This is a genomic window from Pseudomonas sp. UW4 (assembly GCF_000316175.1).
Lineage (GTDB): Bacteria > Pseudomonadota > Gammaproteobacteria > Pseudomonadales > Pseudomonadaceae > Aquipseudomonas > Aquipseudomonas laurylsulfatiphila.
The window spans coordinates 5,329,994-5,343,446 of the sequence record NC_019670.1 but is presented as its reverse complement, the minus strand read 5'-3'; the positions used below and the strand labels follow the sequence as shown (position 1 = coordinate 5,343,446).

13 protein-coding genes, 4 tRNA genes and 1 pseudogene are annotated in these 13,453 nt (G+C 59.6%); 10 read left to right on the top strand and 8 right to left on the bottom strand.

What is annotated here, in order from left to right; all coding sequences use genetic code 11:
* Positions 1 to 25 precede the first annotated feature (25 nt).
* From PPUTUW4_RS23660 to thiO, 3 genes are read left to right on the top strand one after another with little or no spacing between them, the layout of a single operon-like run.
* Complete coding sequence (locus PPUTUW4_RS23660) at positions 26 to 367, top strand: hypothetical protein (RefSeq protein WP_227698106.1); 342 nt, start codon at positions 26 to 28, stop codon at positions 365 to 367.
* A gap of 14 nt (positions 368 to 381) precedes the next feature.
* A complete protein-coding gene (locus PPUTUW4_RS23655; protein ID WP_007970514.1) occupies positions 382 to 783 on the top strand; it encodes a type IV pilin protein in 402 nt (133 codons plus the stop codon).
* A 56-nt stretch (positions 784 to 839) separates the two neighbouring features.
* On the top strand, positions 840 to 1,940 hold the full coding sequence (thiO, locus tag PPUTUW4_RS23650) for a glycine oxidase ThiO (protein WP_015096882.1): 1,101 nt from the start codon (positions 840 to 842) through the stop codon (positions 1,938 to 1,940).
* 13 nt (positions 1,941 to 1,953) lie between these two features.
* On the opposite strand, the gene PPUTUW4_RS23645 is transcribed toward thiO, so the two are convergent.
* The 4 genes and pseudogenes from PPUTUW4_RS23645 to PPUTUW4_RS23630 all read right to left on the bottom strand — a co-directional run bounded on the left by PPUTUW4_RS23645 (position 1,954) and on the right by PPUTUW4_RS23630 (position 5,091).
* The gene (locus PPUTUW4_RS23645; RefSeq protein ID WP_015096881.1) at positions 1,954 to 3,291 is read right to left on the bottom strand and encodes a sigma-54 dependent transcriptional regulator; all 1,338 of its coding nucleotides are present in this window, start codon (positions 3,289 to 3,291) and stop codon (positions 1,954 to 1,956) included.
* Positions 3,288 to 3,590, bottom strand: a pseudogene (locus tag PPUTUW4_RS30645) (hypothetical protein); the annotation flags it as partial. The pseudogene PPUTUW4_RS30645 and the gene PPUTUW4_RS23645, both read right to left, overlap by 4 nt.
* A 45-nt stretch (positions 3,591 to 3,635) precedes the next feature.
* On the bottom strand, positions 3,636 to 3,869 hold the full coding sequence (locus tag PPUTUW4_RS23635) for a PP0621 family protein (RefSeq protein WP_015096880.1): 234 nt from the start codon (positions 3,867 to 3,869) through the stop codon (positions 3,636 to 3,638).
* A gap of 199 nt (positions 3,870 to 4,068) precedes the next feature.
* Complete coding sequence (locus PPUTUW4_RS23630) at positions 4,069 to 5,091, bottom strand: outer membrane protein assembly factor BamD (protein ID WP_015096879.1); 1,023 nt, start codon at positions 5,089 to 5,091, stop codon at positions 4,069 to 4,071.
* A gap of 151 nt (positions 5,092 to 5,242) precedes the next feature.
* On the opposite strand from PPUTUW4_RS23630, the gene rluD reads away from it, so the two are divergent.
* The 7 genes from rluD to PPUTUW4_RS23595 all read left to right on the top strand — a co-directional run bounded on the left by rluD (position 5,243) and on the right by PPUTUW4_RS23595 (position 10,440).
* Positions 5,243 to 6,205 (top strand): 23S rRNA pseudouridine(1911/1915/1917) synthase RluD, encoded by a 963-nt coding sequence (gene rluD, locus PPUTUW4_RS23625; RefSeq protein WP_007990414.1) that lies wholly within the window; start codon positions 5,243 to 5,245, stop codon positions 6,203 to 6,205.
* Entirely contained in the window at positions 6,202 to 6,927 is a 726-nt protein-coding gene (pgeF, locus tag PPUTUW4_RS23620) for a peptidoglycan editing factor PgeF (RefSeq protein ID WP_015096878.1), read from the top strand. The genes rluD and pgeF overlap by 4 nt, the downstream gene beginning before the upstream one ends.
* A 130-nt stretch (positions 6,928 to 7,057) precedes the next feature.
* Positions 7,058 to 9,622, top strand: a complete 2,565-nt coding sequence (gene clpB, locus PPUTUW4_RS23615; protein WP_015096877.1) for an ATP-dependent chaperone ClpB — start codon at positions 7,058 to 7,060, stop codon at positions 9,620 to 9,622.
* Between the two features lie 403 nt (positions 9,623 to 10,025).
* Positions 10,026 to 10,101: transfer RNA gene (locus PPUTUW4_RS23610), tRNA-Asn, on the top strand.
* Between the two features lie 9 nt (positions 10,102 to 10,110).
* A tRNA-Pro gene (locus tag PPUTUW4_RS23605) sits at positions 10,111 to 10,187 on the top strand.
* 5 nt (positions 10,188 to 10,192) lie between these two features.
* Positions 10,193 to 10,268: transfer RNA gene (locus tag PPUTUW4_RS23600), tRNA-Lys, on the top strand.
* Positions 10,269 to 10,363: 95 nt separating this feature from the next.
* A tRNA-Pro gene (locus PPUTUW4_RS23595) sits at positions 10,364 to 10,440 on the top strand.
* Positions 10,441 to 10,612: 172 nt separating this feature from the next.
* Here PPUTUW4_RS23595 and PPUTUW4_RS23590 read toward each other — a convergent pair.
* From PPUTUW4_RS23590 to PPUTUW4_RS23575, 4 genes are read right to left on the bottom strand one after another with little or no spacing between them, the layout of a single operon-like run.
* On the bottom strand, positions 10,613 to 11,911 hold the full coding sequence (locus PPUTUW4_RS23590; RefSeq protein WP_007970529.1) for an NAD(P)/FAD-dependent oxidoreductase: 1,299 nt from the start codon (positions 11,909 to 11,911) through the stop codon (positions 10,613 to 10,615).
* A 60-nt stretch (positions 11,912 to 11,971) separates the two neighbouring features.
* Complete coding sequence (locus PPUTUW4_RS23585) at positions 11,972 to 12,145, bottom strand: DUF3094 domain-containing protein (RefSeq protein WP_007970531.1); 174 nt, start codon at positions 12,143 to 12,145, stop codon at positions 11,972 to 11,974.
* Between the two features lie 53 nt (positions 12,146 to 12,198).
* A complete protein-coding gene (locus tag PPUTUW4_RS23580; RefSeq protein WP_015096876.1) occupies positions 12,199 to 12,726 on the bottom strand; it encodes an MOSC domain-containing protein in 528 nt (175 codons plus the stop codon).
* Positions 12,723 to 13,349: a DUF1780 domain-containing protein gene (locus tag PPUTUW4_RS23575; protein ID WP_007970534.1), complete on the bottom strand. Its 627-nt coding sequence runs from the start codon at positions 13,347 to 13,349 to the stop codon at positions 12,723 to 12,725. Before PPUTUW4_RS23575 ends, PPUTUW4_RS23580 begins: the two co-directional genes overlap by 4 nt.
* Positions 13,350 to 13,453 lie beyond the last annotated feature (104 nt).

Here is a 13,453-nt window from a genome sequence, read left to right as displayed (position 1 = left end):
CGTCGTTGTCGCGCTTGACCTGTCGATGTCGGCGCATGCAGCCACGCCAGCGGATTCGCCAGCGCTGAACCGGCCAACCTGTCTGGCGAATGGCAACTGGTACGGTTTCTATCATGGCAATCAGGGCTTGAAAGCCGTCTGCCTGAAGCTGCCCGAAGCGATCAGCGTTAAGATGCTCGACAGCAACGCCGATGGAGTGGTCGACAACATCGACACGCTGTCCGATGGTGTGATCTTCGTCGGAGAGCATTCGACCCAGGATACCGGTGACAATGGCGGGGTCGTAAACGATTCCACTGGCGACGATACGCCGGGGATGGAAAAATCCGGCGGCAGCCGTCGCATCATGTGGCGACAAATACAGTAAGTGAGAGTTGAGGCATGCGTAGTTCCAACCGCGGTTTTACCCTGATCGAAATCATGATCGTGATTGCGATCATCGGGATTGTCATGACCATTGCCGCCCCGAGTTTCACCGAGTACCTGAACAAGGGCCGTCGCGCGGAAGTCGCTGGTCTGCTTTCGGAGCAGGCGCAGCTGCTGGAGCGCTTCTACTCGCAGAAAAATGTCTACACCGATGCGACGGGCCTCAGCGCCGGCAATGACTACTACAGCATCACTCCAGCCCTGACCGACCAGACTTTTCTGCTGACGGCGGTACGCAAGGCCGGCTCAAGCATGGCCACTGACAAATGCGGTGATCTGACCATCACCAACACCGGTGTACTGGGTATGGTCAATGCGAAGTCCGGCCTGACCAGCAAAGATTGCTGGGGGCGCTGAGTTTCTTTTTCGGGTGCCTTTTGCACCCTCTGTCTATTTAACGATTGGATCAGAACATGACCAGGCAACAGCAAGTGGTGATTGTCGGCGGTGGGGTGATTGGCTTGCTGACGGCCTTCAATCTCGCCTCCGAAGTGCAAAGCGTTGTGCTGCTGGATCGCTCGAACGTCGGTCAGGAATCGTCCTGGGCCGGTGGCGGCATCGTTTCGCCGCTTTACCCGTGGCGCTACAGCCCGGCGGTCACCGCGCTGGCTCACTGGTCCCAGGACTTTTATCCACAACTGGGCGAGCGCTTGTTTGCCGCCACCGGTGTTGATCCTGAAGTGCATACCACCGGTCTGTATTGGCTGGATCTGGATGACGAGGCCCAAGCGCTGGCATGGGCCGCCCGGGAACATCGTCCGTTGAGTGCTGTGGATATCTCGGCGGCACACGACGCGGTGCCAGTGCTGGGCAACGGGTTTTCCCGGGCGATCTACATGGCCGACGTCGCCAACGTGCGTAACCCGCGTCTGGTGAAGTCGCTAAAGGCCGCGTTGCTGGCGCTGCCGAACGTGACGATCCATGAGCAGTGTGAAGTCAGCGGGTTTGTTCGTGACGGCAACAAAGTGGTCGGCGTGCAGACCGCCACAGGTGCTGTTCTCGGCGATCAAGTCGTCCTGACGGCGGGAGCCTGGAGCGGTGAGTTGCTCAAGCGTCTTGATCTGACGCTGCCGGTAGAGCCGGTGAAAGGGCAGATGATTCTCTACAAGTGCGCGGCGGACTTCCTGCCAAGCATGGTCCTGGCCAAGGGCCGTTATGCGATTCCCCGGCGCGACGGACACATACTGATCGGCAGTACGCTGGAGCATGAAGGTTTTGACAAGACGCCGACCGGGGCGGCACTGGAGAGCCTGAAAGCGTCGGCGGTGGAATTGATCCCGGCACTGGCCGATGCCGAAGTGGTGGGGCACTGGGCCGGATTGCGCCCGGGATCACCCGAGGGCATTCCCTATATCGGCCCGGTGCCGGGGTTTGACGGGCTCTGGCTCAACTGTGGGCATTACCGTAACGGACTGGTGTTGGCGCCGGCGTCATGTCAGTTGTTTGCCGATGTGATGCTGGGTCGTACGCCGATTATCGATCCGACGCCTTATGCGCCTGCTGGAAGACTGTGATCTGTTTAAAATCTCAATCCAGTCCCAATTTCTTGAGCCTGTAACGCATCGACCTGAATGACAGATTCAACCGCTGAGCCGCCGCCGTGCGGTTCCAGCGGGTTTCCTCTAGGGCCTGGAGCAGCAGTTGGCGTTCGACGTTTTCCAGATAGGTGTCCAGATTATCTATCCGGGACAGGTCCGGCATTCCACCTTCAGCTGCGCAATTGCCTTCAGCCAGGCGCAGGTCACCGGCTTCGATCTGATTGTCCTCGCACAAGGTGTGAGCCCGCTCGAGCATATTTTCCAGTTCCCGCACATTGCCCGGGAAGCGATAGCTTTTCAGCGCATCGAGGGCTAGGGGGTGGAGTCTGGCTGCCGATTGACCCGTATCGGCGGCCAGGCGCTTGAGTATGTGGCTGGCCAGCACCTCGATGTCATCGCGACGCTCGCGCAAGGGCGGCACCCGGAGTTCGATCACATTCAAACGATAGTAAAGGTCATGCCGAAATCGCCCGGCGGCGACTTCGGCGCCAAGTTCCTTGTGTGTAGCGCAAAGAATGCGCACATCCACTGCCACTTCCTGCTGCCCACCGACGCTGCGTACGGCTTTCTCCTGAATGGCGCGTAGCAGTTTGACCTGCATTGCCAGCGGCAGGTCAGCCACTTCGTCCAGGAGCAGGGTGCCGCCGTGAGCTGTCTGGAACAGACCGGGTTTATCTTCGATGGCGCCGCTGAAGCTGCCTTTGCGATGGCCGAAAAACTCGCTCTCCAACAGTTCCGAGGGAATCGCCGCGCAGTTGATCGCAATGAACGGCTGCTTGGCGCGGGGGCTTTGATCATGGATCAGGCGCGCGACCAATTCCTTGCCACTGCCGGATTCTCCGCTGATGTATACCGTCGCGTGACTGTTGGCCAGTTTGGTGATGTGTTTGCGCAGGTTGCGCATGGGCAATGAGTCGCCCAGCAAACGGCGATCGATGTCGACCCCGCTGGCAGGAAGCAGCAGCGCGCTGGTGACCAGTTCACGCAGGCGCGTAAGGTCCACCGGTTTCGTCAGGAAGTCGAATGCACCGGCCTTGAGCACATTGATAGCGGTTTCGAGACTGGCATAGGCAGTGATCATCGCCACCTGGACCTGAGGGTGACGTTGCTGGATGTGCTGCACCAATTCCAGGCCGGTGCCATCCGGCAATTGCATGTCGGTCAGGCAGAGATCGAATGTTTCGCTTTTTAGCAGCGATTGCGCTTCGCCGACATTGCGGGCGTTGAACGTCTCCAGTTTCATCCTTCCCAGGGTGATTTCCAGGAGTTCGCGTATGTCTGGTTCGTCATCGACGATCAAGACTTTTTGTCGTGGTCTCGTGTTCAAACTGGGTTCCGTCCGTGAGCAAAGGTCATGCAAAAGCAGCCGCTTTCCTGGCGTGCCTTGAAGTCTAGGCGGGACAGAATGCTTTCGCCCGGGTGGCCGGACAGATAAAGCCCCGGGCCCTTGATAGTCGGGGCGGGGGCTTCGTGATGGAGTATTTCCAGTGATTTCAGGTCAAGCCATGGCGGCGACATTTGCGCGCGGCGCTGCAGGTACAGGACGTTTTCGATTACCCGGTTCATTCGCAGAGAGAGGTCTTGAATAATCTGTGTCAGACGTCACTCGATGCCTTTCAGTTCCTTGGGTGCCTGCGATAGTCCTCGATCGGCCGCCAATTCGGGAGAGTGTCAGCGGTCGCTGGAGTCCTTGTCCTGCTCGAGATGAGCCTGGCTGCAATACCACCGCTGGTCGAGGCTCAGTGCGCGGTCACGGGGCAGGTGAACACCGCAATGGGCGCAGCGGACCATGGGCGCCGCTTCCCGTTCGGCAGGGGACCTGGGGGTGGAAGCCTGACCCTTGAACTTGCGCCAGAACCATACGGCAGCGGCAATCAGGGCAATCCAGAACAATAAACGAAGCATGGTGAGCTGCTTTTTGACTAGTGATTGGCTAGTTTAGCCAAGGACATGACCAGCGCACAGCCTAATAGCTTATGTAGGAGCGAGCTTGCTCGCGATGGTCTCAAGGACGACGCGTTTATTCAGACAAAGCGCGTTAACGTTGACGTCCATCGCGAGCAAGCTCGCTCCTACTAGTCTCCTTTTGGCACAGCGCGAGGTGTCAGTCGAACACGCCCAGGGTCATGTAGCTGAACCACGAGCGGTCGCTGTTGTTGCCTTCCGCTTCGTGATTTTCTTCTTCGATCACGTCGCCATTGTCGTCTTTAGGCTTGAGTTCGGATGGAATCGCATCCTTGGCGTCCTGGAACTGCTTCTGTACATCCTGGTTGGCGCGGGTTTCGCCCGGTGGCAGCGGCGGACGGGATTCGATCAGGCCCAGGGTCGCCTTGCTCAGCCACGAACGGTTGTCGGCTTCGGCCACGGTCGGCACGAACTGGCCGTCTACCAGCGTCGGGTGGTTCGGGTAGTTGAGCTTCAGGGTTTCCAGGCTGGTGGCAGCCAGTTCGTCCAGGTGCAGGCGCTGATAGGCCTCGGTCATCACCGCCAGGCCGTCGCCGACCGAAGGGGTTTCCTGGAAGTTTTCCACCACGTAACGACCGCGGTTTGCCGCCGCGACATAGGCCTGACGGGTCAGGTAGTAGTCGGCAACGTGAATTTCGTAGGCCGCCAGCAGGTTGCGCAGATAGATCATGCGCTGCTTGGCATCCGGTGCGTAACGGCTGTTCGGGAAGCGGCTGGTCAGCTGGGCGAACTCGTTATAGGAGTCGCGGGCGGCGCCCGGGTCACGCTTGGTCATGTCCAGCGGCAGGAAACGCGCCAGCAGGCCGACGTCCTGGTCGAAAGAAGTCAGACCCTTGAGGTAGTAGGCATAATCGACGTTCGGATGCTGTGGGTGCAGACGAATGAAGCGCTCAGCCGCGGACTTGGCCGCTTCCGGCTCGGTGTTCTTGTAGTTGGCGTAGATGAGCTCGAGTTGCGCCTGGTCGGCATAGCGGCCGAACGGATAACGCGACTCCAGAGCCTTCAGCTTGGCGATGGCGGAGGTGTAGCTACTGTTGTCCAGGTCATTTTGAGCCTGTTGGTACAGCTCGACTTCACTGAGGTTTTCGTCTACGACTTCCTTCGATGAGCAAGCAGCGGTCAATGCGAGGATGGCGATCAGCAGCAGGTGTTTCACTTGCATGGCGGCTTGCGTCCCTATGACGGCCGCTGTCTTGGGCGTGGCCGTCCTGTTATGATGAGCGCCCCGTTGAAAAGCCTCGGGGCAAAAGACGCCGTATTTAACCACAAGCGCGCAGCCGAAACCAAAGGCTGTGCCGACGCCTAGTCTGAGCATGTCCGATAAAATTGAACTTCGCGCAGAGGTGCCGTCCGAATTGGGCGGCCAACGCCTCGATCAAGTCGCCGCACAATTATTCGCTGAGCACTCGCGCTCGCGCCTTTCCGCCTGGATCAAAGACGGCCGCCTGACTGTGGATGGGGCGGTTATCCGCCCGCGAGACATCGTCCATGGCGGCGCCATCCTTGAGTTGACTGCCGAGCAGGAAGCTCAGGGCGAATGGGTCGCTCAAGACATAGCCCTGGACATCGTCTACGAAGACGACGACATCCTGGTGATCAACAAGCCTGCGGGCCTGGTGGTGCACCCGGCTGCCGGTCATGCCGACGGCACCTTGCTCAACGCCTTGCTGCACCACGTGCCGGACATCATCAATGTGCCCCGCGCCGGTATCGTGCATCGCCTGGACAAGGACACCACCGGTCTGATGGTGGTGGCCAAGACCATTCAGGCGCAGACGCAACTGGTGACACAGTTGCAAAGCCGCAGCGTCAGCCGGATCTACGAGTGCATCGTGATCGGTGTGGTGACAGCCGGAGGCAAGATCAATGCGCCGATCGGTCGTCACGGCCAGCAACGCCAGCGCATGGCCGTGATGGAAGGTGGCAAGCAAGCCGTCAGCCATTACCGCGTGCTCGAGCGCTTCCGCTCCCACACTCACGTGCGGGTGAAGCTGGAAACCGGTCGTACGCACCAGATTCGCGTGCACATGGCGCACATCAACTACCCGTTGGTCGGAGATCCTGCCTATGGCGGTCGTTTCCGTATTCCGCCGGCTGCCAACCCGACCATGGTCGAGTCGCTGAAGAACTTCCCGCGTCAGGCGCTGCATGCGCGTTTCCTGGAACTGGATCATCCGACCACCGGTAAGCGCATGAGCTGGGAATCGCCGTTGCCGGAAGACTTCGTCTGGCTGCTGACCCTGCTCAAGCAAGACCGCGAGGCGTTCATCGGATGAGTGACTGGCTGATTCCTGACTGGCCCGCGCCGGCCGGGGTCAAAGCCTGTGTGACCACCCGTGCGGGCGGCGTCAGTGTGGCGCCGTTCGACAGCCTCAACCTCGGCGATCACGTCGACGACAGCCCCGAAGCGGTTGCCGAGAATCGCCGTCGTCTTACCGATCATTTCTCCATTCAACCGGCCTGGCTGCGGCAGGTCCACGGCATTGTCGTGGCTCATGCCGATCCAGATCGGGTGGTCACCGCCGACGCCAGTTGGACGGCGACGCCCGGCATTGCCTGTGCGGCAATGACTGCCGACTGTCTGCCGGCGCTGTTCTGCGACCGCGCCGGCACTCGTGTCGCGGCGGCCCATGCCGGTTGGCGCGGGTTGGCGGCAGGCGTGCTGGAAGCGACGCTCGATACGCTGGACGTTGCGCCCGAAGACGTATTGGTCTGGCTCGGCCCGGCCATCGGCCCGCAAGCCTTTGAAGTCGGCCCGGAAGTGCGCGAGACCTTCGTCGAGCAATTGCCGCAAGCGGCTGAGGCTTTTGTGCCGAGCCAAAACCCCGGCAAGTTCATGGCCGACATCTATAGGCTGGCGCGCTTGCGTCTGGCCGCTCGCGGTGTCACCGCCGTTTATGGTGGCGGGTTCTGCACCGTAACCGATCCGCGTTTCTTTTCTTACCGCCGTGCGCCTCGCACTGGTCGGTTTGCCTCCTTGGTTTGGCTCGAACGCTAGACTTGTCTGATCTGCATCAACGTCACGACGCTTGAAACTCCCAGAATCGACCGCATCTATTGTGATATCTGGCAGGTTTCTTCATTCAGGATGTTTTATAGGTCCGGCCTGCTCAAAAGGAAGGTGACCCATGCGTATAGACCGTTTAACCAGCAAATTGCAGTTAGCGTTGTCCGATGCCCAATCCCTGGCTGTCGGCCACGATCATCCGGCCATTGAACCGGCGCACTTGATGCAGGCCTTGCTCGAGCAGCAGGGCGGCTCGATCAAGCCCCTGTTGATGCAGGTGGGCTTCGACGTCAACAGCCTGCGTAAAGAGCTGACCAAAGAGCTCGACCAGCTACCGAAAATCCAGAACCCGACCGGCGATGTGAATATGTCGCAGGATCTGGCGCGCCTGCTCAACCAGGCCGATCGTCTGGCGCAGCAAAAAGGCGACCAGTTCATCTCCAGCGAGCTTGTGCTGCTTGCCGCCATGGACGAGAACAGCAAGCTCGGCAAGCTGTTGCTCGGTCAGGGCGTGAGCAAGAAAGCCTTGGAAAACGCGATCAACAACCTGCGTGGTGGTGAGGCCGTCAACGATCCGAACCACGAGGAAGCACGCCAGGCCCTGGACAAGTACACCGTCGACCTGACCAAGCGCGCCGAAGACGGCAAGCTCGATCCGGTGATCGGCCGTGACGATGAAATTCGCCGGACCATCCAGGTGCTGCAACGTCGTACCAAGAACAACCCGGTGCTGATTGGTGAGCCTGGTGTGGGTAAAACCGCCATCGCCGAAGGCTTGGCCCAACGCATCATCAATGGCGAAGTGCCGGATGGCCTCAAGGGCAAGCGTCTGTTGTCCCTGGACATGGGGGCGCTGATTGCCGGTGCCAAGTATCGCGGTGAGTTCGAAGAGCGCCTGAAATCCCTGCTCAATGAACTGTCGAAGCAGGAAGGGCAGATCATCCTGTTCATCGACGAACTGCACACCATGGTCGGCGCCGGTAAAGGCGAAGGCTCGATGGATGCGGGCAACATGCTCAAGCCGGCCCTGGCCCGCGGTGAGTTGCACTGCGTGGGCGCCACCACGCTGAACGAATACCGCCAATACATAGAGAAGGACGCGGCTCTCGAGCGACGTTTCCAGAAAGTGCTGGTGGACGAGCCGAGCGAAGAAGACACCATCGCCATCCTGCGTGGCCTCAAAGAGCGTTATGAGGTTCACCACAAGGTGGCCATCACTGACGGCGCGATCATTGCGGCGGCCAAGCTCAGTCATCGCTACATCACTGACCGGCAGTTGCCGGACAAGGCCATCGACCTGATCGACGAAGCCGCCAGCCGCATCCGCATGGAGATCGACTCCAAGCCCGAAGTGCTGGACCGTCTGGAGCGTCGCCTGATTCAGCTGAAGGTGGAATCCCAGGCGCTGAAGAAAGAAAGCGACGACGCGGCGAAGAAGCGTCTGGAAAAATTGCAGGAAGAAATCGCTCGTCATGAGCGTGAGTACTCGGATCTCGAAGAAATCTGGAACTCGGAGAAAGCCGAAGTCCAGGGTTCTGCGCAGATCCAGCAGAAAATCGAACAGTCCCGTCAGGAGCTGGAGGCAGCCCGCCGCAAAGGCGACCTGAACCGCATGGCCGAATTGCAGTACGGGGTGATCCCGGACCTGGAGCGCAGCCTGCAAATGGTCGATCAGCATGGCAAAGCCGAAAACCAGTTGCTGCGCAGCAAGGTGACTGAAGAAGAGATCGCCGAAGTCGTGTCGAAGTGGACCGGTATTCCGGTGTCGAAAATGCTCGAAGGCGAGCGCGACAAGCTGATGAAGATGGAAAGCCTGTTGCACCAGCGCGTGATCGGCCAGGATGAAGCGGTGGTGGCCGTTTCCAACGCGGTGCGGCGTTCGCGTGCCGGGTTGTCCGACCCGAATCGCCCGAGCGGCTCGTTCATGTTCCTCGGCCCGACCGGTGTCGGTAAAACCGAGCTGTGCAAGGCGTTGGCCGAATTCCTCTTTGATACCGAAGAGGCGATGGTGCGGATCGACATGTCCGAGTTCATGGAGAAACACTCCGTGGCTCGCCTGATCGGTGCGCCACCGGGCTACGTGGGGTATGAAGAGGGCGGTTACCTGACCGAGGCCGTACGTCGCAAGCCGTATTCGGTGATCCTCATGGACGAAGTCGAGAAGGCGCACCCGGATGTGTTCAACATCTTGCTGCAAGTGCTCGAAGACGGCCGTTTGACCGACAGCCATGGCCGCACGGTGGATTTCAAGAACACTGTTATTGTCATGACCTCCAACCTGGGGTCGGTACAGATCCAGGAGCTGGTCGGTGATCGTGAAGCGCAGCGCGCGGCGGTGATGGATGCGATTTCCAGCCACTTCCGGCCGGAGTTCATCAACCGGGTCGACGAAGTGGTGATCTTCGAGCCGTTGGCGCGGGATCAGATCGCCGGCATTACCGAGATCCAGTTGGGTCGTCTGCGTAGCCGCCTGACCGAGCGCGAGCTGAAGCTTGAGCTCAGCCCCGAGGCCATGGACAAGCTGATCGCGGTCGGTTACGACCCGGTGTACGGCGCACGGCCGCTCAAGCGCGCTATCCAGCGCTGGATCGAGAACCCGCTGGCGCAGCTGATTCTGTCCGGACGGTTCATGCCGGGCGATACCGCTCACGGTGTGGTGGAAAACGACGAAATCGTCTTCGTCTGATCCTCTGTGGGAGCGAGCTTGCTCGCGATGGTCGTTAACGATAACGCGTACTTCCTGGATGAACGCGGTGTCATTGAGTCCATCGTCGGAACGCCGCCCGGAGCAAGCTCGCTCCTACAAGAACAGCATTGTTCGCATAACGAGGCCTTTTTTTCGTTAGGCTGTTGAACTCAAAGGAAAAGGCTTGTAAAGTGCGCCCCGCAGTCAGTCACCCGCCAGGGTTTCCGCTCCCCAAGCAGGAATCCAAAATAAGTTGCAAATCATTAACTTGAAAGCAATTTAGGGGGTTGACAGAGGTGCTGAAGATTGTAGAATAGCGCGCCTCAGACACACGAACGCAGCGATGCGAACGGGTCGAAGAGAACGCAGTAAAGCTTCAAAGTTGTAAATTGAAATATGTAGTTCCGTGATAGCTCAGTCGGTAGAGCAAATGACTGTTAATCATTGGGTCCCAGGTTCGAGTCCTGGTCACGGAGCCAATTTCAAACCGGGGTATAGCGCAGTCCGGTAGCGCGCCTGCTTTGGGAGCAGGATGTCAGGAGTTCGAATCCCCTTACCCCGACCATATTTGGGTCGTTAGCTCAGTTGGTAGAGCAGTTGGCTTTTAACCAATTGGTCGTAGGTTCGAATCCCACACGACCCACCATTTTTGAAACCAGTTAACACTGGAATCGAATCTTAAGATCAGACGCCAAAAGCTCTGTTCGCAGAAGGCGCCTTTCAAAGGTGCCTTTTTTTAACCGGGGTATAGCGCAGTCCGGTAGCGCGCCTGCTTTGGGAGCAGGATGTCAGGAGTTCGAATCCCCTTACCCCGACCATATTAAAAATCCTCGTATCGAAAGATACGGGGATTTTTTTTGCCTTCGATAATACTGGGCGTGCCGCAAAACCCTGTGGGAGCGAGCTTGCTCGCGATGACGGTGTATCAGGCGACATTGATATCGACAGAAAGGACGCCATCGCGAGCAAGCTCGCTCCCACAGGTTTACATCAGTGCAGCTTCAGCCGTGGCTCAGTACCGCGCCCGATCTTGCTGCCCAGCATCAGCATCGCCGTGCGGAACGGGCCATACAGCGCCATCTGGTGCATGCGGTACAGCGACACGTAGAACATCCGCGCCAGCCAGCCTTCGAGCATCACGCTGCCGGTGAGGTTGCCCATCAGGTTACCCACGGCCGAAAAACGCGACAGTGAGATCAGCGAGCCGTAGTCGGTGTACTTGTACTCCGGCAGGGGCTTGCCTTCGATGCGCAGCTTCAGCGATTTGGCCAGCAACGAAGCCTGTTGGTGAGCGGCCTGGGCGCGTGGTGGCACATTGCGGTCGCTGCCTGGTTGCGGGCAGGCGGCGCAGTCGCCGAAGGCGAAGATGTTCTCGTCGCGGGTGGTTTGCAGGGTCGGCAGCACCTGCAGCTGATTGATGCGGTTGGTTTCCAGGCCATCGATGTCCTTGAGGAAACCCGGCGCGCGAATCCCCGCGGCCCAGACTTTCAGGCTGGCCTTGATTTCGTTGCCGTCGGCGGTGATCAGGCTGTCGGCCGTCACTTCGCTGACCGCGGCATTGGTCATGACGTTGACCCCGAGTTTCTCCAGGGTTTTATGCACAGGCCCGCCAATCCGCTCCGGCAGCGCCGGCAGCACCCGTGGACCGGCTTCGATCAGGGTGATGTGCATGTTTTCCGGTTTGATCCGGTCCAGGCCATAGGCCGCCAGTTCGTGGGCGGCGTTGTGCAGCTCGGCGGCCAGCTCGACCCCGGTGGCACCGGCGCCGACGATGGCCACGCTGATTTGTTCGACTGCGTCGGTCTGGCCTGCGTGTGCGCGCAAATAGTGATTGAGCAGTTGCTGGTGGAAACGCTCGGCCTGCTTGCGGGTGTCGAGGAACAGGCAGTGTTGCGCTGCGCCTTGGGTGCCGAAATCGTTGGTGGTGCTGCCGACGGAGATTACCAGCGAGTCGTAAGGCACTTCGCGGGCCGGCACCAGTTCCAGACCGGCCTCGTCGTAGGTGGCGGCCAGCTGGATTTTTTTGTTCGCGCGATCGAGCCCGCTCATGCGTCCGAGCTGGAACTCGAAGTGGTTCCATTTGGCCTGGGCTACATAGTTGAGTTCGTCTTCGGAAGAGTTCAGGGAACCGGCTGCCACTTCGTGCAACAAGGGTTTCCAGATGTGGGTCAGGTTCGCGTCGACCAGCATCACGCTGGCCGTACCGCGCTTGCCCAGAGTCTTACCCAGACGGGTAGCCAACTCCAGACCGCCGGCGCCGCCGCCGACAATGACAATACGATGGGACATGGGGATAACTCGCAAGGCTAAAAGAAATCGGTACGGTTACCCAAGCGAGCGCAAGGCAGCTCATAGCGTCAGGTAACTGATAAGTCGGCTCAACAGGCCCAGACCAATGGTCACTGCCAATACCAGTACAAGGAGCATCCACGGCCGGAAAGGCCGGCGCTCGACTTGGTGCTGGGACAACTGCAGGTACTCTTCGACATGCTTTTGGTCGTCGGGGTTCAGGCGGCTGGTCATATCGGGCCTCGTCAAAGGTAGACGTTGCTGAATGTGTAGAAGCTACAGTGTTTTTACCCAGGGTTGAACGCAGCATAGCCGCTGTCTGGAACGGGTTCGACGCTGACGATATCGTCCAGGCGAATGATTCCACTTTGTAACACCCGGGCAGTGATTCCGCCATGTCCGCGCACGGCCTGAAAGGTGCCGATGCCCAGGTTGCTTTCAAGGCGCGCGCAGGGTTGGCACCAGCCAGTGGTTTCGAACGTTGCCTGGCCAATCCGGAAGCGGCGGCCCTTGAGGCTGAACAGGTTGATGCCACTGATAACGAGATTGCGCCGCAGATCTTCAGGCCGGACCGGATGATCCTGTGCACGCCCCATCAGCGAACTGATCACCGCCAGGTGCTCCCACTGAATCAGCGTGACCTGCCGCGCATTGCGCACGCCGGGGCGAGCGTGGTCGCCGGTCAGGCCGGCCTCCAGGCGCGCTTCCACGGCATCGAGCTCAAGCATTGTCGAACGTGATTGCGGGCGCACGCCGATCCAGCGTACACGACCTTGTTGTGGCACCTCGGCGATCAGCTCCTGCAGCGGGCTCACAGGCTGATCCCGACGTCAAAGACAATGCTGCGCCCCAGGTTGCTGCGCAAGAAGTCCGGTGCATCCGGGTGGGCGAACAGCACGCGGGCGAATGTCGGCCCGACCAGGGACAGCGAACGCCAGCCCTGGCGCAGGTACTCGGTCGGCGGCGGGAAATGGCTGTTGAGGTCCAGCACTTCGCGTTTGAGGCTGGCGAAGGCAATGATGTCCAGTTCACCCAGATCCATGCCGCGCTCTTTGTAGTTGTGGGCTTTTTTGCGCAAGGTCGGCGCCAATCGCAACAAGAACTCGTTGGCGGGGATGCGTCGAGGCTTGGCCTCGCGGCGTACCAGTTGACTCAGTGAAAACGCGCTGCGTCGGCGCTGCAGTTCGTCGCGCCATTCATCGTTGAGGCGCCGGCCTTCGTCGAGCACGAAGAACACCTCGAAACTGGCATCGCGAAACAACACGTCCGGCGGCTCCCCGGCGGGGGCGAATTCATCGGCGCGATAGGGAATGTTCAAACCTTGCAACAGGCGCTGGCACACCCAACGCTCCCGCTCCCATTTGCGGGCATTGGACAGAAACGCGTTGGCTTGCTCGGCCGCGATGGTCAGCAGGCGTAAATAATCTGAGTCATCCATAGGCCCAAGCTTAGCGTTCAATTGCGACAAGCAGAAAGCGTTAAGCATCAATCAGCATCGCTGGGCACACGGAACGGGCGGTGTAGACTGATGGCCATTACGCG

Excerpts from the sequence above, each read along its gene's own strand:
- PPUTUW4_RS23660 (WP_227698106.1), top strand. The coding sequence starts at position 26 with ATGTCGGCGCATGCAGCCACGCCAGCGGATTCGCCAGCGCTGAACCGG.
- PPUTUW4_RS23655 (WP_007970514.1), top strand. The coding sequence starts at position 382 with ATGCGTAGTTCCAACCGCGGTTTTACCCTGATCGAAATCATGATCGTG.
- thiO (WP_015096882.1), top strand. The coding sequence starts at position 840 with ATGACCAGGCAACAGCAAGTGGTGATTGTCGGCGGTGGGGTGATTGGC.
- PPUTUW4_RS23635 (WP_015096880.1), bottom strand. The coding sequence starts at position 3,869 with ATGCTTCGTTTATTGTTCTGGATTGCCCTGATTGCCGCTGCCGTATGG.
- PPUTUW4_RS23630 (WP_015096879.1), bottom strand. The coding sequence starts at position 5,091 with ATGCAAGTGAAACACCTGCTGCTGATCGCCATCCTCGCATTGACCGCT.
- rluD (WP_007990414.1), top strand. The coding sequence starts at position 5,243 with ATGTCCGATAAAATTGAACTTCGCGCAGAGGTGCCGTCCGAATTGGGC.
- pgeF (WP_015096878.1), top strand. The coding sequence starts at position 6,202 with ATGAGTGACTGGCTGATTCCTGACTGGCCCGCGCCGGCCGGGGTCAAA.
- clpB (WP_015096877.1), top strand. The coding sequence starts at position 7,058 with ATGCGTATAGACCGTTTAACCAGCAAATTGCAGTTAGCGTTGTCCGAT.
- PPUTUW4_RS23590 (WP_007970529.1), bottom strand. The coding sequence starts at position 11,911 with ATGTCCCATCGTATTGTCATTGTCGGCGGCGGCGCCGGCGGTCTGGAG.
- PPUTUW4_RS23585 (WP_007970531.1), bottom strand. The coding sequence starts at position 12,145 with ATGACCAGCCGCCTGAACCCCGACGACCAAAAGCATGTCGAAGAGTAC.
- PPUTUW4_RS23575 (WP_007970534.1), bottom strand. The coding sequence starts at position 13,349 with ATGGATGACTCAGATTATTTACGCCTGCTGACCATCGCGGCCGAGCAA.